The organism is Mesorhizobium sp. B2-3-12 (assembly GCF_006442205.1).
Lineage (GTDB): Bacteria > Pseudomonadota > Alphaproteobacteria > Rhizobiales > Rhizobiaceae > Mesorhizobium.
The window spans coordinates 984,712-1,005,847 of the sequence record NZ_VFVR01000001.1 but is presented as its reverse complement, the minus strand read 5'-3'; the positions used below and the strand labels follow the sequence as shown (position 1 = coordinate 1,005,847).

22 protein-coding genes are annotated in these 21,136 nt (G+C 63.4%); 7 read left to right on the top strand and 15 right to left on the bottom strand.

The features are described from left to right. Nucleotides 1-37 precede the first annotated feature (37 nt). Nucleotides 38-1,303, top strand: coding sequence for an ABC transporter substrate-binding protein (locus FJ948_RS04845; RefSeq protein WP_140702028.1), 1,266 nt, complete (start codon nt 38-40; stop codon nt 1,301-1,303). Between the two features lie 175 nt (nt 1,304-1,478). On the opposite strand, the gene FJ948_RS04835 is transcribed toward FJ948_RS04845, so the two are convergent. The 13 genes from FJ948_RS04835 to FJ948_RS04775 all read right to left on the bottom strand — a co-directional run bounded on the left by FJ948_RS04835 (nt 1,479) and on the right by FJ948_RS04775 (nt 13,556). Further along, nucleotides 1,479-2,762, bottom strand: a complete 1,284-nt coding sequence (locus FJ948_RS04835; RefSeq protein WP_140702026.1) for a type II toxin-antitoxin system HipA family toxin — start codon at nt 2,760-2,762, stop codon at nt 1,479-1,481. Further along, on the bottom strand, nt 2,762-3,106 hold the full coding sequence (locus tag FJ948_RS04830; RefSeq protein ID WP_140702024.1) for a helix-turn-helix transcriptional regulator: 345 nt from the start codon (nt 3,104-3,106) through the stop codon (nt 2,762-2,764). The genes FJ948_RS04835 and FJ948_RS04830 overlap by 1 nt, the downstream gene beginning before the upstream one ends. Before the next feature lie 135 nt (nt 3,107-3,241). Further along, nucleotides 3,242-4,126 carry an amidohydrolase gene (locus tag FJ948_RS04825; protein WP_181173554.1) on the bottom strand — a complete coding sequence of 295 codons (885 nt, stop codon included), beginning with the start codon at nt 4,124-4,126 and terminating at the stop codon, nt 3,242-3,244. Further along, a complete protein-coding gene (locus FJ948_RS04820; RefSeq protein WP_140702021.1) occupies nt 4,126-5,262 on the bottom strand; it encodes a VWA domain-containing protein in 1,137 nt (378 codons plus the stop codon). Before FJ948_RS04820 ends, FJ948_RS04825 begins: the two co-directional genes overlap by 1 nt. 199 nt (nt 5,263-5,461) lie before the next feature. Further along, nucleotides 5,462-6,340, bottom strand: coding sequence for a MoxR family ATPase (locus tag FJ948_RS04815; protein ID WP_140702020.1), 879 nt, complete (start codon nt 6,338-6,340; stop codon nt 5,462-5,464). A gap of 9 nt (nt 6,341-6,349) precedes the next feature. Next, nucleotides 6,350-7,351, bottom strand: a complete 1,002-nt coding sequence (locus tag FJ948_RS30875) for a molybdopterin cofactor-binding domain-containing protein (protein ID WP_135919316.1) — start codon at nt 7,349-7,351, stop codon at nt 6,350-6,352. A 1-nt stretch (nt 7,352) separates the two neighbouring features. Continuing rightward, nucleotides 7,353-8,720, bottom strand: coding sequence for a xanthine dehydrogenase family protein molybdopterin-binding subunit (locus tag FJ948_RS30870; RefSeq protein ID WP_140702019.1), 1,368 nt, complete (start codon nt 8,718-8,720; stop codon nt 7,353-7,355). Nucleotides 8,721-8,846: 126 nt separating this feature from the next. After that, complete coding sequence (locus FJ948_RS04800) at nt 8,847-9,329, bottom strand: (2Fe-2S)-binding protein (RefSeq protein ID WP_140702018.1); 483 nt, start codon at nt 9,327-9,329, stop codon at nt 8,847-8,849. Nucleotides 9,330-9,384: 55 nt separating this feature from the next. Then, nucleotides 9,385-10,185, bottom strand: coding sequence for an FAD binding domain-containing protein (locus tag FJ948_RS04795; protein ID WP_140702017.1), 801 nt, complete (start codon nt 10,183-10,185; stop codon nt 9,385-9,387). An 11-nt stretch (nt 10,186-10,196) separates the two neighbouring features. Next, complete coding sequence (locus tag FJ948_RS04790; protein WP_140702016.1) at nt 10,197-10,640, bottom strand: SRPBCC family protein; 444 nt, start codon at nt 10,638-10,640, stop codon at nt 10,197-10,199. Between the two features lie 114 nt (nt 10,641-10,754). Further along, entirely contained in the window at nt 10,755-11,582 is an 828-nt protein-coding gene (locus tag FJ948_RS04785) for an AraC family transcriptional regulator (protein WP_140702015.1), read from the bottom strand. 170 nt (nt 11,583-11,752) lie between these two features. Then, nucleotides 11,753-12,751 carry an ABC transporter permease gene (locus FJ948_RS04780; RefSeq protein ID WP_140702014.1) on the bottom strand — a complete coding sequence of 333 codons (999 nt, stop codon included), beginning with the start codon at nt 12,749-12,751 and terminating at the stop codon, nt 11,753-11,755. A 61-nt stretch (nt 12,752-12,812) separates the two neighbouring features. Further along, nucleotides 12,813-13,556, bottom strand: coding sequence for an ATP-binding cassette domain-containing protein (locus FJ948_RS04775; RefSeq protein ID WP_027047043.1), 744 nt, complete (start codon nt 13,554-13,556; stop codon nt 12,813-12,815). A gap of 444 nt (nt 13,557-14,000) precedes the next feature. Here FJ948_RS04775 and FJ948_RS04770 point away from each other — a divergent pair, with 444 nt between their 5' ends. Beyond that, a complete protein-coding gene (locus tag FJ948_RS04770; RefSeq protein WP_140702013.1) occupies nt 14,001-14,990 on the top strand; it encodes a sugar-binding protein in 990 nt (329 codons plus the stop codon). Between the two features lie 184 nt (nt 14,991-15,174). After that, complete coding sequence (locus FJ948_RS04765; protein ID WP_140702256.1) at nt 15,175-15,957, top strand: FadR/GntR family transcriptional regulator; 783 nt, start codon at nt 15,175-15,177, stop codon at nt 15,955-15,957. Nucleotides 15,958-15,971: 14 nt separating this feature from the next. Here FJ948_RS04765 and FJ948_RS04760 read toward each other — a convergent pair whose 3' ends face one another. Continuing rightward, on the bottom strand, nt 15,972-16,910 hold the full coding sequence (locus FJ948_RS04760) for an NAD(P)-dependent oxidoreductase (RefSeq protein WP_140702012.1): 939 nt from the start codon (nt 16,908-16,910) through the stop codon (nt 15,972-15,974). Nucleotides 16,911-17,029: 119 nt separating this feature from the next. On the opposite strand from FJ948_RS04760, the gene FJ948_RS04755 reads away from it, so the two are divergent. From FJ948_RS04755 to FJ948_RS04745, 3 genes are all read left to right on the top strand, one after another. Further along, nucleotides 17,030-17,926 (top strand): NAD(P)-dependent oxidoreductase, encoded by an 897-nt coding sequence (locus tag FJ948_RS04755; RefSeq protein ID WP_140702011.1) that lies wholly within the window; start codon nt 17,030-17,032, stop codon nt 17,924-17,926. 101 nt (nt 17,927-18,027) lie between these two features. Then, nucleotides 18,028-18,804, top strand: a complete 777-nt coding sequence (locus tag FJ948_RS04750) for a FadR/GntR family transcriptional regulator (protein ID WP_140702010.1) — start codon at nt 18,028-18,030, stop codon at nt 18,802-18,804. A 157-nt stretch (nt 18,805-18,961) separates the two neighbouring features. Further along, the gene (locus FJ948_RS04745) at nt 18,962-19,405 is read left to right on the top strand and encodes an SRPBCC family protein (RefSeq protein WP_140702009.1); all 444 of its coding nucleotides are present in this window, start codon (nt 18,962-18,964) and stop codon (nt 19,403-19,405) included. A 36-nt stretch (nt 19,406-19,441) separates the two neighbouring features. On the opposite strand, the gene FJ948_RS04740 is transcribed toward FJ948_RS04745, so the two are convergent. Continuing rightward, nucleotides 19,442-19,732, bottom strand: a complete 291-nt coding sequence (locus FJ948_RS04740) for a DUF3175 domain-containing protein (protein ID WP_181173553.1) — start codon at nt 19,730-19,732, stop codon at nt 19,442-19,444. A gap of 170 nt (nt 19,733-19,902) precedes the next feature. Between FJ948_RS04740 and FJ948_RS04735 the strand changes: the two genes are divergently transcribed. Continuing rightward, nucleotides 19,903-21,132 carry an MFS transporter gene (locus FJ948_RS04735; RefSeq protein WP_140702007.1) on the top strand — a complete coding sequence of 410 codons (1,230 nt, stop codon included), beginning with the start codon at nt 19,903-19,905 and terminating at the stop codon, nt 21,130-21,132. Nucleotides 21,133-21,136 lie beyond the last annotated feature (4 nt).

Below are 21,136 nucleotides of genomic sequence, written 5' to 3'. Positions count from 1 at the left end.
GGGCCAACAACCGACTGGCCAAAAAGGAGCACGAGCAATGAAGCATTTTTCCAGGATTTTCGCCGCGGCGGCGGTGTCGCTTGCGGCGGCCCTGCCAGCCTATGCCGAGACGACGCTGACAGTTCATTATCCCATGCCCGGCTTCTTCAAGAACGTGATGGACACGATCTCGAAGAAGTTCATGGAAGAAAATCCCGACATCAAGATCCAGTTCGCCAGCCCGTCCGCGACCTATGAGGAAGGCATCCAGACCATCCTTCGCCAGGCCGGCACCGACGAGATGCCCGACATCACCTTTATCGGCCTCAATCGCCTGCGCATGCTCAACGAGCGCGACGTTGCCGTCGATCTTGGCCCATTGGTCAAGAAGGAAGGCAACATGGCGGAGCTCGGCTTCTCCGACACCATCCTGAAGCTGGCGCAGGTCAACGGCAAGCAGGTCGGCCTTGCCTTCGCCACCTCGAACCCGATCATGTATTACAATGCCGACCTGGTGAAGGCCGCCGGCGGCGACCCGGACAATCCGCCCAAGACCTGGGATGAGGTGATCGCGCTCGGCGGCAAGATCAAGGCGCTCGGCAATGGCGTCGACGGCATCGACTTCCGCTGGCAGGGCGACGATTGGATGTTTTCGGCGCTGCTGTTCGGCGCCGGCGGCAAGATGCTGAACGAGGATGAAAGCAAGGTAGCCTTCAACGGGCCGGAAGGCGAGAAGGCGATGGAGATCCTGGAGCGGATGGTGAAGGAGGGCGGCATGCCGGTCTTCACCAAGCCGGCTGGCGAGCAGGCTTTCGCGGCCGGCAAGGTCGGCTTCGAATTCCAGACCACCGGCGCGCTGGTCAACACCATCAAGAATGTCGGCGACAAGTTCACGCTGCGCACGGCCAAGATCCCGCTGATCGACCCGGTCACCGGCCATCTACCGACCGGCGGCAACGCCGTGGTCATCCTGACCAAGGACGCCGCCAAGCAGGACGCCGCCTGGAAGTTCGCGAAGTTCGCCGCCGGTCCTTATGGCGCGTCTGTCGTTGTGCCCGGCACGGGCTATGTCCCCAACAATGAACTGGCGGCGAAGTCTCCGCAATATCTCGGCGATTTCTACAAGAAGAACCCGCTATTCCAGGCCGGGCTCAGCCAGATGCCGCTGATGGTTCCGTGGTATGCCTTCCCGGGCACCAACGGTGTGAAGGTGACGCAGACCATCGTCGACAACCTGTCGCGGATCGTCGACCAGTCGGCAACGCCCAAGGAAGCGCTCGCCGACGCGGCAAGCGACGTCGAAGGCATGCTACCGACGCAGTGAGGGGATGGCATAGTACGGCCGCGCCAGTGCGGCGCGGCTGTACCCAAGCGCATGACCAACGTGAGTATGGCGAACTGGTGCCGATTATAGGACTGGCATGGCAGGGCAACCACTTGGTGAGGCTGATGCAGATCCTGGTCGATCCTGAATTCGAGATGAAAAGCTGATTTGGCGCCTACCGTCTTGTCTCCTGCACCAGGGCAAGTGTGTCCAAGCGGTTGACGATTTGATTGGCCCGCGTTTCCTCCAGGAGATCAAAACATGCTCTGGGCCATAGCTCGAGAGCTTTCTTGACGACAGCTTTCATGTCCCTCTCGATCCAGTCGGGGTCGAGCTTCAGGAATTCGGCAACACGCCGAAACCGTTTGAAGGTGACATTCGCGAATGCGTGTGTACCTGCAAACCGAAGTGCCAGATCGTCATTGGGTGCATAGAAAATGGTCGGAACAATATCGTAAGCCGGCGAAAGTCTTATCTCGCGATTGTCGGGAAACCAGAATGACCAGTTCTTGAGATGATCGTCTCCGTTTCCGATCAGGACGTCGGCAACGATCCGGCGAAATCCCTCCATAACGTCGGCCCGCCAGTCGGTGCTGAAGCGGCGGATCATGTTGAGGATGGTTTCGTAGGTGGCCATCGTATATTTACGCTCTCCAGTGGCCCCAACGATCTGGGCCGCATCTTCCATATGGATGCGCTGTTCTTCACCTGGCCGGTCGAAACGATCGGCAACGAAGGCCTGCTTGCCGCCTTCGAAAAAGGACGCCGGAATGGATTCGATGGCGCTGGTTGGGATGAGGCGACAATCCGCTGTGTTGACGCCAATCATCCGCGAAAGGGTCATGGCGGCATATTCCGCCTCTGGCAAACCAGGATATCGAGGGGTAGGCACCTTCAATATACAGCGACTTTCTCCGGCCCTCGCCGGGACGGTGAGACGGTCGCCTATAGCCAGGGCGCCGAATTTCAGCTGTACGCCAGCGAGTGAGAATTTCACAACACCCTCTGGGCGCACGAGATCAATGCCTTGAGCATTTTCGAGACGAAGCGGCCCGGCCGAAGCGGATGGCCCAGTTTCCGGCGTGGCTAGAACCGCGCCTGGCAAATCCGCACCAAGTCGTGTCAGCAAATCGAATTGGTCATGATTTCCTGGTCCCATCTCAGTCATAACCAGGTCGCGTAGGGCCCCTTCGGGGAGCAGTCCGGAAAACCACGGGGGCAAATAGCCGTGAAGGCCTATCTTGTCGCCGCGCGCCGCAAGCCGTGCCCGTGTGGCTTCTTCGTCACCCGGCACCACCCAGGCGAGGCTGAGAATGGGTCGATCCGGATTTCTCAGATAGGCCTCGTCGACCACGAAGGTGGTGGCTCTGTCGCGGTCGCGCGCCAGGATTCCCACGCGGATTCTTTTGCCGTGCCGATCCAAAAGATACACACCCAGAACCGCGGCTGGCTCCACCATTACTTGTCCCCCTCATCGGACAGGTCGACGAACACGTCTTCGAAAGCGGTGGATTGGCCGGATGATGTCTCACGCTCCACCCTCTTGGAGGAAATCAATTCGCGTGCGGCGGCAAGCTTGGAATTGGGTACAAGCAATGGCGTCAGGTCAAGAGCGTCACAGATATCGACCAGCAGGGAGAGCCTGTCTCGTCCGATGCGCTCTTTGGCAAGGTCGCGTTCCAGCTCGGAAATACGTGCACGGTCCCGCCCCAGTCGTTCGGCAAGAGCTGGCTGTGTTAATTGCCGACGCTGCCTGGCTTCCTTGATTTGAGCTCCAAGGGATTGAAAAATCGACTGGGACATGCGCTTTTCCGCTCTTTATGTGAAAAGAAGCGGAATTACGCATATTTTATCATTAGAAACATGTCAAGCGGAATTCCGCTCTTGTATGGAAATAAGAGCGGAATTCCGCGCTTCTGTGAAAGCCGTAAGCCCGGTTCAGGGCCGGTAGATCCGCTCAGCCGTGTTCCAGAAGATATCCGCCTCGGCGGCCGCGCCATGCTTCGCTACAGCCTCCCGATGCGCCTTGATCAGTTCGGCGTGGCTGGTCCACAGCTTCTCGATGGGAAAATTCGAGCCGAACATCAGGTGATCGGCTCCCAGAATCTCGATCGCGTTGTCGACGATATAGGCGATCAGCGCCGGGTCGTTGCGGTGGACGAAGGTGCCGAGGCCGGAGAGCTTGGCATGGAAATTCGGTGCCGCTGACAGCATGCGCAGGCCGGCCTTCCAGGCCTCGGTGGTTTCCGGTTCCATGCCGGTCAGCATGCCGGCATGGGTGAGAATGAAATTGGTTTGCGGGTTTTCGCCGACCAGCGTCAGTCCGTCCTTCATCTGGGCGGGGAACAACTGCAGGTCGAACGATAGTCCGTAATCCTTCAGCCTCGCCACATTGGCGCGCACCTTCGGATCGATGACCTGATCGGCGGAGGCGGCGAAGCGGAAGGCCGGCGTCTCGTGCCAGTGCAGTTGCATGCGCACGCCGCGCAGCAGCCTGTATTTCATCAGCCGATCGATCTGCGGCCTGACATCGTCGACCGTCATGTCGGCATAGCCGACAATGGCGTGCGGCCAGCCGGTCTCGTCAGCCGTCTTCTGCAGGAAGGCGACTTCCTTCTCGAAATCCCCCTTGGCCCAATTGGTCTGGACATAGACGGCCTTCTCGACGCCAGAACCTTGCTGGTCGGCGAGAAACTCCTCGATCGGATAATCGCGGCGGATCGGCTCGTAGGGGCCGAAGATGCGCGGCACCATCGGCCCGACCAGCCAGGGCTGGTCCTGCTGGCGCCAGATGTGGAAATGCGCGTCGATGGCTTTCTGCATCAGGATACCCTTTTCCAGAGTGTCGCAGCCGCCGGGGCAGGGCGGGCAAGCGACAGGATGAAATCGGTGAGACCGGCGAGTGACGAACCGTCGACCAGATCGTCGAGCACTGGCAGGATGGCGCTGAGCGCGGCGGTTTCCGGCCGGAAGCGAGGGTCGCCGGCCAAAGGGGTCGCCAGCGACAGCCGGAAGGCGCGGGCGCTCAGCCGGCGGATGGCCGTTTCCAGTTCGGCATGGCCGCCACGCTCCAGGGCGTCCGACAGGATGACGACAGCGGCGCCGCGCGCGAAGGACGAGAAGCGCGGCACCGAGAGGAAGGCGAGCAGTGTCGGCCCCATGCGGGTGCCGCCGTCCCAGTCGTCGACCTGGGCGGCCGCGCGCGCCAGCGCCTGATCGCGGTCGCGGAGGCGCAACGCCGCCGTGATGCGGGTCAGCCGCGTGCCGAAGGTGAAGATTTCCGCCCGGTCAGCACCCTGCACGGCGGCATGCGCCAACTTGAGATAGTCCGCCGTGTGCAGCTTCATCGAGCCCGAGACGTCGATGAGGATCAGCAGCTTGCGCGGCACGGTCTGGCGGCGGCGCAGCAGCGGCGAGGGGACATCGCCATCGGCGCTGACGATTTCGCGCAGCGAGCGGCGCAGGTCGAGCTTGCCGCGCGAATGGGTGCGCACGGTACGAAAGGAGCGGCGGGCGGGCAGGGCGGATGACAGTTGGCGGCGAAAGGCGGTCAGCCTGTCGTCGTCGCGCTGGAAGTCACGGGTGCTCAACTGCTCCAGCGCCGAGGACTGTTCGCCACCTTCTTGACTGTGCTCGGCGTCGGTCCGCTCGTCGTCGGCGCCGCCATCATCCTTGATACGGGTTTCCTCGTCGGCTTCGCCTTCGACCACGGCTGATGTGCTGCCATGGAAATAGCTTTGGAAATGAGCCTCGAACTCGTCGCGGCGGTCGGGGGGCGGCGCCAGCGTGGCAAGGGCGGCCTGGCGGATATCGGCCATCGAGCGGGGGCCGAGCAGGGTCACGGCTTGCATGAAGTTGGAGACTTGTTCGGGGGCGATGGCGAAACCGTAGTTGCGTAGCAGCCGGGCGAAGCCGAGGAAGGCAGCCGCGGCGCGGGGCAAGCTTGTTTCCCGCATCATTTCGTGGCGCCCCCCTCTGTCCTGCCGGACATCTCCCCCTCTAGGGGGGAGATTGGCAGCTTCGATGCTTCGCCTGGTTCCGCGATGTCGCGAATTAGCGAAAGCCGGGATGACAGCCGATCTCCCCCCTAGAGGGGGAGATGTCCGGCAGGACAGAGGGGGGCGCTGTCCCGCCAGCGTTGCCCAATGAGGTCCCGGCTCACCCCAGCGCCTCCTCGACAATCCGGCCAAGCTCCGGCGCGATGTAGGACAGGTCTTCCTCGTCCTTGATCAGCACGCCGATGGCGCGGCGGAAGGCTTCCGGCCAGGGGCTGCCGCCTTTTTCGAGGATGGTCGCGGCATTGGCCCATTCGACCGCCTCGGCGATACCCGGCGGCTTGGCCAGAGGGCGGGCACGGATGGTCTGTACCGCCGCCGCCACGGCACGCGCGGTGTCTTCGGCCACATCGCCGGCGCGCAGCATGATGATCGCGGCCTCGCGCTCGGCGTCGGGATAGCCGATCCAGTGATAGACGCAGCGGCGGCGCAGCGCCTCGGCAAGTTCGCGGGTGCGGTTCGACGTCAGGATGACGATCGGCTGTGCCTCGGCGCGGATCGTGCCGCGCTCGGGAATGCTGATCTGGAAATCGGAGAGGAATTCGAGAAGCAGCGCCTCGAATTCATGGTCCGAGCGGTCGATTTCATCGACCAGCAGCACGCGCTGCCGCGGCGCCTTCAGCACCTGCAGCAGCGGCCGGGCAATCAGGAAACGATCATCATAGATGTCGATCTCCTGTTCGCCGGCGTGGCGGATGGCGAGCAGTTGGCGCTGATAATTCCATTCGTAGAGCGCGTGCGCGGCGTCGATGCCTTCATAGCATTGCAGCCGCACCAGATCGCGGCCGAGCAGTTGGGCGATCGCCTTGGCCGCTTCCGTCTTGCCGACGCCCGGCGCGCCTTCGAGCAGCAAAGGCTTGCCCAGCCGGATGGCGAGAAAGATGGCGGTGGCGAGGCTGTCGTCGGCGAGATAGCGCGAGGCGGCAAGATGCTGCGCCACCGCCTCCGGTGACGTCGCGACAGCCTCGTTGACATCAGGCATTTCGGCCACTCAGTTCGCTTGCGCCTTCAGCGCGCGCAAAATGCGCTCGGGCGTGATTGGCAGCGTGTCGATGCGCACGCCGACGGCGTCGAAGACGGCGTTGGCGACGGCGGGGATCTGCGGGTTGGCGCACATTTCGCCCGGACCCTTGGCTCCATACGGTCCATCGGCCGAAGGCCGCTCCAGCACGATGATTTCGGTTTCGGCGAGGTCGCCGGGGCCGGGCATCAGGTACTGGTTGAAGTCGGTGCCGCCATGGTCGCGGTTGGGATAGTAAGGCTCGGTCGTCTCATAGAGCGCGTGGCTGATGCCCATCCAGGAGCCGCCGACCAGCTGCTGCTCGACCATTTTGGGATTCAACGCGCGGCCGATCTCGAAGACGTTCTTCACCGTCAGCACCGTGACCTCGCCGGTCTCGTCGTCGACTTCCACCTCGGCCACCGTGCAGGCATGCGCATAACAGGTCGACGGCTTCATCGCGCCGGTTTCTTTCTCCGGATAGGAGCGCGGGATCAAAAACATGCCGCGGCCGGAGATCGAGCGGCCGCGCTTGAAATGCGCCGACAGGGCGACATCGAAGATCGAGATCGACTTTTGCGGCGCGCCCTTGACCAGTATGTTGCCCTGGCCGTCGGTTTCGAGGTCGGAGGCGTTCACTTCCAGCTCTTCGGCCGCCACTTCCAGCATGACCTGGCGCGCTTCCTTGGCGGCCTGGATGACGGCATTGCCGGCGCGGTGGGTGCCGCGCGAGGCGAAAGTGCCCATGCAGTGCGGGCCGGTATCGGTGTCGGCGGTGTCGACGACGACACGGTCGGTCGGCACGCCGATCGTCTCGGCGCAGATCTGCGCCATGATCTGCTTCATGCCCTGGCCGAGATCCACACTGGACAGCGTCACCATGAAATTGCCGGTCGGGGTCGAATGCACCAGCGCCTGGGTCGGGTCGCCGCCGAGGTTCATGCCGGTGGGATAGTTGATCGCGGCAACGCCGCGTCCGCGCCTGATCGCCATCTCAGGTTCCCTTCACGTAGGAGGACATCGCCATGTATTTCTCAGCCACCGGCCAGTTGGCGGCGCGCGAGGCTTCCTGCATGCACTCGATCAGCGCTGCCCCCTCCGTCGGCTGGCGATGCGCCTTCATGTCGCCGTCGCGATAGGCGTTGATGAAGCGGAATTCGAGCGGGTCCATGCCGATCAGCCGCGCCAGCTTGTCCATCTGCACCTCCAGCGCGAAGTCGCCGATGGTGACGCCGAAGCCGCGCATGGCCGAGGATGGCGTGCGGTTGGTGTAGACGCAGTAGGTGTCGATCCAGACATTGGGGATGGTGTAGGGGCCGGGATAATGGCCCGCGCCCTTCTGCGCGCCATAGGGCGAATGGCGCGAATAGGCGCCGGCATCGGTATAGCCGGTGACCTTTCGGGCGACGATGCGGCCGTCCTTCATGACGCCGTCCTTGATGACGACCTTTTCGGCCGCGCGCGGCGACGAAATCTGCATCTCCTCCTCGCGGCTGTAGACAAAACAGACCGGTCGTCCGGTTAATTTCGCGCCGAGGATAGCGATCGGCTCGACGATGACATCGACCTTGCCGCCGAAACCGCCGCCAACCGTGCCGCCGACGAAATGCAGCTTCGAGCCCGGCATCTGCAGGATGATCGAAGTGTTGTCCAAGGTGAAGAACATCGCCTGCGTGTTGGTGTGGCAGGTGAAGCGGTCATTGCCCTCTGGCACCACGATACAGCCGGTGGTCTCGGTCGGCGCGTGCTCGATGGGGGAAGATTGATAGCTTTGCTCCAGCACGTGATCGGCCTCGGCAAAGCCCGCCTCGACATCGCCGAAGCGCACCTTGCGGCACTCGCCGCTGTCATAGAGGTAATAATTCTGGCCGTGATATTCGTTGACGATCGGCGCGCCGGGCTTCAGCGCCTCCTCCATGTCGAAGACCGCCGGCAGCACTTCGTAGTCGACCTTGACCTTGGCGGCGGCTTCCTGGGCGGCCCGCTCGGTTTCGGCCAGCACCGCCACCACGGCCTCGCCCCTCCAGCGCACCTTGCCGTCGGCCAGCACCGTCTCATCCTCGGGCCCGACCTGGATCAGGATCAGGATGGTGTAGACATTGTGCGGCACGTCCTTGGCCGTCAGCACCTTGACCACGCCCGGATGTTTTTCGGCCTCCGATGTGTCGATCGAGCGGATGCGGGCATGGTGGTGCGGACTGCGCACCATCTTCAGGTGCAGCATGCCGGGGAAATTGCGGTCGGCGAAAAAGGCGGTCTTGCCGGTGACATGGCCAGGCGAATCCGAGCGTGGCCGGGCCTGGCCGATCTCGTGCAGATCGTCCTTGCGGACATCGGCGAAGTAGCTCTTGCGCAGTTCCATTGTTTTGGTCCTTCAGAGCATGATGCCGAAAAGTGTGAAGCGGTTTTCGGGCGACATCATGCTCTATCTCTTTGATTTAGAGCCGGATTCAGATTTCAGGTCTGTTCGACCAGAAATCATCCGGCTCTAGGCCGCGTTCTGCGAGTTGGCACGGGCGGCGGTGAGCACCGCCTGGATGATCGGCTCGTAACCGGTGCAACGGCAGATGTTGCCCGACAGCGCCTCGACGACCTCGTCGCGGCTGGGATTGGGCGTATGGTCGAGCAGCACCTTGGCCGCCATGATCATGCCCGGTGTGCAGAAGCCGCATTGCGTGGCGAACGCATCGAGAAAGGCGCGTTGCAGCGGGTGCAACACGCCGCCTTCGGCAAGGCCCGATGTGGTGGTGATGGCGGCGCCATTGCAGGTTTCGGCCAGCGTCAGGCAGGAGAGCCTCAACTCGCCGTCGATGATGACGGAGCAGGCGCCGCACGTTCCCTGGTGGCAGCCACCCTTCGGCGAGGTGTCGCCGATCTTGTCGCGCAAGGCGTTGAGCAGTGTCGTGCCGCTGTCGATGAATTCGGCCTTTTCAGAGCCGTTGAGCGTGAATTGAACCGGGACCTTTGCCATTCTTCCTCCTTGCGCGCCTGCCCCGCGGGGCAAGCGCGCGCCCCCCGACGTGTTTTCAGGCCAACCCAAGCAGCAGCCGGCCAAGATGGACCGGCAGCACTTCGGCACGATACCAGGCGCTGGCGATTGGATCGGTGATCGGCGCGGTGCCTTCACCCGCGGCGGCCAGCGCCGGTGCTATGCCATCCGGGTCGAGCGTCCTGCCGATCAGGGCTTTTTCCGCTGCCTTGGCGCGCACCGGCCGATCGGCCATGCAGCCGAGCGCGATCCGCGCCGAGGACACGGTCCCGTCTCCAGCCTGTTCCAGAACGACGGCGATGCTCAGCACCGAGACGCCCTTGGGCTTGACCCGCGACACTTTGAGGAAGCGGAAGCTGTCGGCCCTCGGAAGCGTCAAGCTCACCGATGTGACGATGGCGCGACTGTCGCCCCGTCCGGCCAGGAAGGTCTCGATGGGGCGTTCGCCGTCATCGGTGCCGACCGCTGCATCGAGCGCCAGCAGGGCGACGGCGAAATCGCCATAGGGCGCTGGCGCGAACAGATTGCCGCCGACGGTCGCCATGTTGCGGATCGCCGGGCCGCCGACGGCGCGCGCGGCCTTGGCAAGGGCGCCGAGCTCCGGATGGCGGGCGATCTCCGCCATGGTCACCGAAGCGCCGATGCGGACCTTGCCGCCGCCGACGTCGATGGCCGACAGGGCCGGGTCGGTCGACCTGACAAGCCCGGAGACCGAGACGTCGCCTTCATTGGCCGCGCGGACCACGAGTGTACCGCCGCCGAGATAGCGCGTGCCGGCGGCCTTCAGCGCGCCATTGGCGTCCTTTGCCGTGGCAAAAGTCTGCAGTGCCAGCGCCATGGCCCGCTCCTTCAGCTCTGGCCGGCGAAATGGTTTTTCAGGGCATTGAAGCCGCCTTGAAAAACATTGGTTCCCATGCCTTCGGCCAGCTTGTCCGCCTCCTCGGGGGCGGCGTCGAAGCTGGCGGTCCATTCGGCAAAGGTGCGGTCGCCGTCGGTGACGCGCCGCAGTTGCAGCGTCGCCTTGTGATTGGTGAGCGGCTGCGGCGTTTCCAGGATGGAATAGCTGACGAGGAAATCGCAATCGGAAAAGTCGAGCAGTTGTTCGCGCAGCCGCGCGCCGCTGGCGAGCTGGAAGTTGCGCACGCAGCCGATCGTACTGGCGTCCTTGCCATCCTCGATGTGGCTTTCGACCATGCGTGGATGCCATCCCGGCAGGTCGTTGAAGTCACGTATGCGCGCCCAGACCTTTTCGACCGGCGCGTCGATGACGCTGGAGATGGTGACTTTGGGCATATGATGTTCCCTTGCCAATGATCGTTGCGGCAAGGGTAGGGCGCTGGAGCGGGCGGCGCTTATCAATGCGTCTTGAGCGTGTATCAACCAGTCTGAAAAACAGGGGGCGCCGGCTCAGGCCATTGCCCGCGCGGCCTCGCGGTAGAGCGTCGGTGGCACGCCGACATGGTCGCGGAAGAAGCGCGAGAAATTGCCCTGCGTGGTGAAGCCGAGATTGCAGGCGACCGAGATCAACGGCTCCCGCGACCACTGCAACTGCCGCACCGCTTCCTCCATGCGCAGCGTGTTCCAGTAGACATTGGGCGTCAGATTGGTCTGTTCCTTGAACAAAGCGAAGAAATGCGGCCGGGACAGGCCGACGGCGCGCGCCACATCGTCGAACGAGATGCGCTCGCAGACATTGGCCTTCATCAGCTGGATCGCCTTGCGGACGCGGAAATCCTGCATGGTGTTGATGCGGCCGCGCGCCTCGGGCGGGGCCGAGGCGTCGGCGGCATCGAGCACGGAGTCGATAAAGCGCTCGATCTCGTAATTGGCGATGTCGTCGACGCTTTCATTGTCGGTGAGATGGTCGAGCAGGCTGGCCGCGGCCTGGTGCAGCCACGGCTCGAGCGCGATCGCCGCCTGCGAGAACAACGGCGCGCTGGATGACAGGTCGCGGCGGCGGCGGGCCCAGTCCGGGTCGATGTAGAAGGCCAGGAACAGACCCGGCCGGCCGTCCTGGGACAGGACGTGGCTATGCGGCTGTAGCGAGTTGATGCCGGCGGCGGTACCCGGGCCGAGCCGGACGGTCTCGCGGCCGATGGTCATCTCGCCGGCGGTGCCTTCGAGCCAGATGATCAGATGCGCCTCGACATGGGCATGGGTGACGAAGTCGCTCGCGACATTCAGGACAGAAACATGTCCGAACCGGCCCCAATAGAGCCTGATCGCTTCCGTCATGGGTATATCCTCCCGCAAGCGACTGGCCTCCCTTCGCCTGCGGGAGGGATTGTGCGGCCGGTTTTCGGCATCCGTCAAGGTGTAGGCCGCTGGCCGGTAACCAGGGCCCTCTGCTTCAGCCGATTTTCAGACTGAGCGATAGCAACCAGAACGAATAGCGCTTCGGGCTCTCAGTCGCTGCGCCTGAAATTGCGGATGCGGTCGAACAGAACCGCCAGCAGGATGGCGCCGCCGATGAAAGTGCCTTGCCAGAAGGCGTTGATGCCGAGCAGGCCGAGGCTGTTGCGGATCACCTCGATCAACGCCGCGCCGACAATGGCGCCAAAGGCGGTGCCGACGCCGCCGGCGAGGTCGGCGCCGCCGATGACGGTGGCGGCGATCACCTGCAGTTCCATGCCGTTGCCGAGATTGGTGGTGACGGCGCCGAGCCAACCGGTCTGGATGATGCCGGCAATGCCGGCCGATAGCGCCGAGATCATGTAGACGGCGACCTTGATCTGCTTCACCGGGACGCCGGTCAGCGTCGCCGCGTGCTCATTGCCGCCAATGGCGAAGATGTGCCGGCCGAACTTGGTCCAGCGCAGGATGAAGCCGGTGATCAGCGCCAGGATGATCATGTAGAGCACCGGATTGGCGATGCCGAACACCCAGGCGCCGCCGCCGAGTGCGAGAAGCTTCTGGTGATCCGGTCCGAACTGGAAGACGACGGTGTTGTTGGAGGCGACCATGGCAAGGCTGCGCGCGATCGACAGCATGCCGAGCGTCACCACGAAGGGTGGAAAGCCGAGATAGGCGATAAATATGCCGTTGAAGGCGCCGATGGCGAGCGCGGTGGCGATCGAGGCCAGGATGCCGATTTCGATCGAGTAACCGGCATGCATGGTCACCGCCAGCACCATCGACGACAGGCACAGCACCGAGCCGACCGACAGGTCGATACCGCCGGTGATGATGACGAAAGTCATGCCGAGCGCGACGATGGCGACGAAGGTGACGTTGCGGGTGATGTTGTAGAGGTTCTTCGATGTTGCGAAGGCGTCGGTGGCGAACGACAGGAAGATGCAGGCGAGGATGACGGCGATCACCACCCAGAAGGTCTGGGTGGAGAACAGCCGCGACAGGAAAGTATGCTGCTTCTGCGCGATCGTCTGATCAAGGGTGACTGCCATTATCGACCTTTCCTGCCGGCGGCGAGGCACGCCAGCCTGGTGAAATCCGGATTAGCCGCGCTCACGAGACCTGCTCGATGGCGCCGGTGATGAGCCCGGTGACCTCCTCGGGCGAGCTCGAGGCGATTGCCTTGTCGGCGACCTTGCGTCCCCGCCGCATGACGATGACGCGGTCGGCGACGTCGAACACGTCGGGCATGCGGTGGCTGATCAGCACCACCGCTATGCCTTGGTCGCGCAGATGGCGGATCAGGTTGAGCACTTCGGCCACTTGCCTCACTGAGATCGCCGCCGTCGGTTCGTCCATCAGAACGATCTTGGCCTGCGACAGCATGGTGCGGGCGATCGCAACCGCCTGACGCTGGCCACCCGACATCTGCTTGACGAGATCGCGCGGGCGGGTCTCGGACTTCAGCTCGGCGAAGAGCTGGCCGGCCCGCTTGTACATGGCGGCATAGTCGAGGATGCGGAATGGGCCGACGCCGCGCCGCAGCTCGCGGCCGAGATAGACATTGGCGGCGGCCGTCAGATTGTTGCAGAGCGCAAGATCCTGGTGGACGATCTCGATGCCGTGCTGGCGGGCTTCCGCCGGCTTGTTCAGGATCAATTCCTTGTCGTCCATGCGCATGGTGCCATGGCTCGGGTGGAAATTACCGGCGATCATCTTGACCAGCGTCGACTTGCCCGCGCCATTGTCGCCCATCAGCCCGACGACCTGGCCGGGTTCGATCGACAGCGACACGTCGTTGACAGCCTGGATGGCGCCAAAATGCTTCGAGATGTTGGTGAGTTCGAGAACCGCCACCAGCCATTGCCTCCCCATGCCTTGCCGCATGCCTTTTCCAGGCCGCGGCTCCTCTATCGTGCTCCCCATTCCTCCCGGAGGCAACGATCTTCGGCATTTACGCGAATGCCCGCGCGGGCGTCAATTGTCGAAATGTGCTATTTGTCAGACGAATAAGAGGATGCGGTTCCGAAAAATCCGTTTTGTAGGACAAATAGCAATTGACGTTGGCGTCGCGCCGTTATTAGTTGATGGTCGGAGAAAGATTTCCGGTCCCAGGCCATTGCCGCGGAGGGACCGGTGGGAGGTTATCGGCCGTTACGGCACGTTGCCGGTCCGGCCGCATCTGAAAATGCTTACCGGCCTTGCCTGGCGGCACGAGCATTGGCTCTGCCATCTCGCATACGGGCGGTTTGTGTGTGTGGCGGGCACGCCGTGTCCGTCTGTTTTAAAGGGAGGACTGACATGAGGAAAACAGTATTGCTCGCCGCCGTCGCCGCCATGGCGTTGGGCGCCGGGCCGGCCTTGGCCAAGAAGCAGCTCGTCATCGTGGTGAAAGGTCTCGACAATCCGTTCTTCGAGGCCATCCACCAGGGCTGCGAGAAGTGGAACAAGGAGAACGCCAGCTCGGAATATGAATGCTTCTACACCGGTCCGGCGTCGACTTCCGACGAGGCCGGCGAGGCACAGATCGTCCAGGACATGCTGAGCAAGCCCGATACGGTGGCGATGGCGATTTCGCCGTCCAACGCGCCTTTGATCGCGCAGACGATCAAGAGCGCCAATCCGACGATCCCGATCATGACCGTCGATGCCGACCTTGCCAAGGAAGACGCGGCCCTTCGCAAGACCTATCTCGGCACCGACAACTACCTGATGGGCAAGAAGATCGGCGAGTATATCAAGAAGGCCAAGCCGAATGGCGGCACGATCTGCACCATCGAGGGCAACCCGGCGGCCGATAACATCCTGCGCCGCGCGCAAGGCATGCGCGACGCGCTGACGGGCAAGGAAGGCCTCACGGCATTGGCCGGCGAGGGCGGCTGGACGGAAGTCGCCGGCTGTCCGGTGTTCACCAATGACGACGGCGCCAAGGGCGTGCAGGCGATGACCGACATCCTCGCCGCCAACCCCAAGCTCGATGCGTTCGGCATCATGGGTGGCTGGCCGCTGTTCGGCGCGCCGCAGCCCTACCGCGATCTGGTCGGACCGCTCAAGGACCGGCTGGCCAAGAACGACTTCGTCATCGGCGCCGCCGACACGATCGGCGACGAGGTGGCGATCGCCCGGGATGGCCTCGTCACCGCGCTGGTCGGCCAGCGGCCCTTCGAAATGGGCTACAAGGCGCCGACGGTGATGATCGACCTGATCGAAGGCAAGAAGGTCGACGATCCGGTGTTCACCGGCCTGGACGAATGCACCAAGGACACGGTCGACACCTGCATCCAGAAGTAACTTGCGATACCGGGGCGTCCTTTCCGGGCGCCCCGTCAACTCCCTCAGTGACAAGGACAGGCAGCATTGTCGGGGCAGAGGCTCCGGCTTGTCGGGCTCGTGCGTCTTGCCGTTCGGCATGGACAATGGCGGGCACGGACAATCCGGACGGCTTCCAGACAAGATCGCCGACGCCGGAACGAAGATGCCGGACGACAAATCTAGAAAGCGATCCGCTGGGCTCGAAGCGCCGCCCAGCCCGCCCGCCGCTACTGTTCGCCGGCCTGAAATGGCGTGGAACCCGGGATCGAGCGTGCATGCCTCGCTGGCCGGCGAAATCGGCCTCAGGATCGTCCGTGGCGACTATCCGCCGGGCACCATCCTGCCCAATGAAGCCAAATGGTCGGAAACGTTCAACGTCAGCCGCTCGGCGGTGCGCGAGGCCATCAAGATGCTGATGGCCAAGAGCCTGCTTGCGTCGCGGCCCAAGATCGGCAGCTGGGTCGAGCCCAGGGAACGCTGGAACCTGCTCGACCGCGACGTGCTGGCCTGGTACGCGACCTCGCCCGACCGCGAAGTGTTCCTGCGCACCGTGCAGGAGTTCCGCCACATCATCGAACCGGAAGCGTCCGCCTTCGCCGCCATAAGGCGCAACGGCGAGCAGATGGCGGAGATCAGCCAGGCCTGCCGCGAGATGGGAACGGCGACGAACCTGCAGGAGCGCACGCGCGCCGACACACGTTTCCATCTCGCCATTCTCAGGGCCTCGGGAAACGATCTTCTGGTGCCGCTCGGTGTGCTGATCGAATCGGCGCTCGACCATCTCTTCGTCTTCGTTACGCGCGAGCACGGCGACCAGCGGCGCGCCCAGTCGCTGCACGAGGCGATCGAAAAGAACATCCGCCTGCAACGGCCGGCCGCCGCCAGGGCCGCGGTGCACAAATTGCTCGCCAACACCGACGAGGTCATTGAGCGGTCGCGGCGGTAAAGCCGTTCGAGCCCTCAGATCGTCTGCTTTTTGCCATCCTTCATCGGCATCAGATCGACGCCGTTCACCTTGGCGATATGGGTTGCCAGCATCGGCACGAACTGCTCGGCCGGACCGGTTGCGTGAGCGCCGGCGAAGGAGTTCTTGGTGGCGTTGCCGAGCGGGTTGGCAATGCCCGCCGCACCCGCCATCGATTCCAGATAGGTCAGGTCCTTGAAGGCATTGGCGATGGTGAATTTGTGGGCGTCGCGGTCACCTTCCAGCGTCCAGCGCATGAAAGTCTGGTAGAAGCCGCAATCCATGCGGCCGTTGCGGATGACGCTGTCGAAGCGCGGTGGCGAGATGCCGACCTTCTCGGCCAGCGCCAATGCCTCGGAATAGAGGGCGGCGTAGCCCAGCGAGATGAAATTGTTGAGCAGCTTCATGCGGTGGCCGTCGCCGGTGTCGCCGATATGGACGATGCGGCCGGCCCAGGTGTCGATCACCGGCTTGACCCTGGCGAAGACGGCGTCGGGCGCGCCGACCATGGCGTCGAGCGTGCCTTCCCAGGCCTCCTTCGGCGTGCGGCTGAGCGGCGCGTCGACATAGTCGACGCCGAGCGCCTTGAGTTCTGCCGCGAGCGCCACCGTCGAGACCGGATCCGAGGTCGAGCAGTCGACGACGACCGAACCCTTCCTCAAGCCCTCCTTGAGGCCACCGGGACCGCGAATGATGGCCTCCACCTCGCGCGAGCCGGTGACACAGATGAAGATGATATCCGATGCCGCCGCCACGTCGCGGGAAGTCGGTGCCTCGCGAGCGCCCCGGCCCAGAAGATCCTCCGCCGGTTTGCGGTTCTTGCGGCCGAGGAAGGTGAGGGAATAGCCCTTGTCGACGATGTTCTTGGCGATGCCGTGACCCATCAGGCCAAGGCCGACAAAGCCGATTGTCTCGCTGGTGGCGGAGGTGTTCATGCTGTCTGTCCTGTTTTGCGATTATCGATAATGTCGCCGCTGTTTTAGCCATAGACGGTTGCGGAAAGCAATATTGTCTGACAATAGACGTAAATCCCAGGACTTTCGTGGAGACCACAATGACGAAGCGGATCATGTTCACCGGCGGCAGCGGCAAGGCTGGACGGCATGTCGTGCAATATCTGGTGGAGCAGGGTTGCCAGGTGCTCAACATCGACACCAGGCCTCTCGACAATCCCAAGGTGCGCACTCTGATCACCGACATCACCGACAGCGGCCAGGTGTTCAACGCGCTGTCGAGCTATATGGGCCTGCACGAATTCGATCCGTCGCTGCGGCCGCAGCCGGTGGACGCCGTGGTGCATTTCGCCGCCATTCCACGCATCATGATCACGCCCGACAATGAAGTGTTCCGCATCAATGCGATGGGCACCTACAATGTCATCGAGGCCGCGGTGAAGCTCGGCATCCGCAAGGTGATCATCGCTTCAAGCGAGACGACCTACGGCCTGGTGTTCGCCAACGAGCCGCGCGATCCCGAATATTTCCCGTTGGACGAGGTGTATGACGTCGATCCGATGGACAGTTATGCGCTGTCCAAGGTCGTCAACGAGAAGACCGCGCGGGCATTCGCGCAGCGCAATGGCACCGATATCTATGCCTTGCGCATCGGCAACGTCATCGAGCCGCATGAGTATTCGCTGTTTCCGAAATGGTTCGCCGACCCGGGGTTTCGCAAACGGATCGCCTGGAGCTACATCGACGCGCGCGACCTTGGCCAGATCACGCTGCGCGCCGTCGAGAAGGACGGGCTGGGCTATCAGGTGTTCAACGCCGCCAATGACGACACCTCATCCGATCTGCCGACCGCTGAACTGTTGAAGCGGTTCTATCCCGGCGTGCCGGTCAAGGCCGATCTCGGCGAATACGAGACGCTGCTGTCGAACCGCAAGGCGCGCGACAAGCTCGGTTTCCGGCCGGAGCACAGCTGGCGCAAATACGTCAAGACCGCCTGAGCGCGGTCGAATCGCGGCTGGGTTGTGCATAGCCCAGGGCTTTGCCGCCCAAGGTCCGCGCCGCGCTTGACAGCTTCCTTAAACCGGCCTCTCTGGAGTCCATGCGGGACGCGAAGCCGAACAAGGAAAAATCGCCTGGAAAGGCTGGGGCCGCCGAGCGCCAGGCCGGTGTTCGCCGGCCCGACGCGGCGCGCATTCCCGGCTCCAGCGTGCACACCTCGCTGGCCAGCGAGATTGGACTGAGGATCGTGCGCGGCGACTATCCGCCCGGCACCATCCTGCCCAATGAAGCCAAATGGTCGGAGACCTTCAGCGTCAGCCGATCGGCGGTGCGCGAGGCGATCAAGATGCTGATGGCCAAGAGCCTGTTGGCATCGCGCCCCAAGATCGGCAGCTGGGTCGAGCCGAAGGAGCGCTGGAACCTGCTCGATCGCGATGTGCTGGCCTGGTACGCGACGTCGCCCGACCGAGAGGTGTTCCTGAAGACGGTGCAGGAGTTCCGCCACATCATCGAACCGGAAGCGACCGCCTTCGCCGCCATGCGGCGGACCGACGAGCAGATGGCGGAGATCAGCGAGGCCTGCCGGGAGATGGGCGAGGCGAAAAGCTTGCAGGAACGGACCCGCGCCGACACCCGCTTCCATCTCGCAATCCTGCGTGCTTCCGGCAATGACCTGCTGGTGCCGCTCGGCGTGCTGATCGAGTCCGCCTTCGATCACCTGTTTGCCTACACGACCCGGGAACTCGACGATTTGCAGCTCGCTCAGAAGATGCACGAGGCAATCGAAAAGAACATCCGCCTGCAGCGGCCGGACGCGGCGCGCAATGCCGTGCGCAAGCTCTTGGCCAATACCGACAACGTCATCCGTTCGCGCTAGATTTCCGCGACACGGCCAATCGGCGCTGGTGTTCCCGCCCTGCAGGCTCGACGCAATTCGGGGCCGTCACCGTCAAAAAATTCAAACGCCGGTGTCGGATCGGCCGTGTGGCACGCGTCCTTGGGATATCGAAGAGGAACCACGAAGGAGTATCGACATGCCCAGCACCGTTCGTCTGCATCGCGTTCTGACCACCAGCCCGGAGAAGGTCTACCGCGCGTTTCTCGAAGCCGACGCCCTTGCCAAATGGCTTCCGCCGAACGGCTTCACCTGCACGGTTCATCATTTCGAGGGTAAGGTCGGCGGCACGTTCAAGATGTCGTTCCGCAACTTCACCACGAGCGACAGCCACTCGTTCGGCGGCGAATATGTCGAGCTCGTTCCAGGAGAACTCCTGCGCTACACCGACAGGTTCGACGATCCCAATTTGCCCGGCGAGATCGAGGTGACCGTGACGTTGAAGAAAGTGTCGGTGGGCACCGAAGTGAACATCATCCAGGCCGGCATTCCGGACGTCATTCCCGCGGAAGCCTGCTATCTCGGCTGGCAGGAATCGTTGCGCAACCTGGCCAAGCTCGTCGAACCAGATATCAAGCAATAGGCGCTCTGTTCAGGAGCCATTGGCGGGCGAGGGCGGCTAATCCTCCTTTGGCCGCCCGAATGCTTCGCGCAGTTCGTCCTTGGCGTCCTCGAGGACCTTCTTGCGCGCCGCGGGCAGGTTCTTGCCGGCCCGGTTGATGTAGAAATTCAGCATCGACATGGCGGACTGGAACGGCTCGGCCTTGCGGCGGTGGCTGTGTTCGGCCGACCGCTTGAGCGAGGCGGCGATCTTCCTGGCGTCGTCGGATTCGAAGACGTGCTCCTCGAGATCCATCGCATCGCTGTGCTCGGTCACCTCGGCCGACCATTTCTGCTTGGTGGCGGTCATGGCTGGACTCCTTTGCGGTTGTTGATTGGAAACTCCGCATATTGGGGTCGGTTCCCGCATCCTTGTCGGCCTGGAGCCACGGATTTGCCCGCTGTGGCGCTGCTGTGCGCCGAGAATGCGTCGATAGTGGCCAAAACAGCAGCGGCTGAAGCCGCCGACAGGAAACGCCTTTGACCCGAAGAGACTTGAGCCGGCCCGGTCCCGGTATCGACAGTTCCTACGCCTGGATGCGCCTGGCCATCTCGATGCTGCTGGCGACGATCGGCGCGGTCGGCATGTGGGCCGTTGTCGTGGTGCTGCCGGCGGTACAGGCCGAGTTCGGCGTCGACCGCGCCGCAGCCTCCATGCCCTACACCGCGACCATGGTGGGCTTTGCCGCCGGCAATGTGCTGGTTGGCCGCGCCATCGACCGCATGGGCTACTGGGTTCCGGCGCTGATCTCTTCGGTCGCGCTCTCCGCCGGCCTGCTGCTCGCCGCGCTGTCGACATCGATCCTGCAATTCACCCTTGCCCAGGGAGTGCTGATCGGCGTCGGCACCTCGGTGATCTTCGGGCCGCTGATCGCCGACATCTCGCACTGGTTCAACCGCCGCCGCGGCGTCGCCGTAACGGCGGCGGCCGCGGGCAACTATCTTGCCGGCGCGATCTGGCCGACCATCATGCCAACGCTGATGAAGGCGGAAGGCTGGCGCTTCACCTATGCGGCAATCGGCGTTTTCTGCTTGGTCACCATGGTGCCGCTGGTGCTGTTGCTGCGGCGGGGCGCGCCAGCGGCGGCGACCGCCGGCTCGCCCGGGAGCAGGTCCGTGCAGCCGATGCCGATGTCGCCGGCGGCAATGCAGGCGCTGCTGGTCGTTGCCGGCCTCGGCTGCTGCGTGGCGATGTCGATGCCGCAAGTGCATATCGTCGCCTATTGCATGGACCTTGGCTACGGCATGGCGCATGGCGCCGACATGCTGTCGATCATGATGGCGGCGGGCGTCGTCAGCCGGCTTGCGTCGGGCTTTGTCGCCGACCGCATCGGCGGTGTCAAAACCTTGCTCATCGGCTCGGTGCTGCAATGCCTGTCACTGCTGTTCTATATCCCGTTCGACGGGCTCGCCTCGCTCTATGTCGTGTCGCTGGTCTTCGGCCTGTCGCAGGGCGGCATCGTGCCTTGCTACGCGATCATCGTGCGCGAATACCTGCCCGCCAAGGAGGCCGGCCAGCGCATCGGTATCGTCATGATGGCGACGATTTTCGGCATGGCGATCGGCGGCTGGATGTCGGGCTGGATCTACGACCTGACGGGCTCGTATGCCGCCGCGTTCCTCAACGGCATCGCCTGGAACCTCTTGAACATACTGGCGATCGGGCTGTTTATGTGGAAGGCAAGGCAGAGCGCTGCCGTCGCCGCCTGAGGAA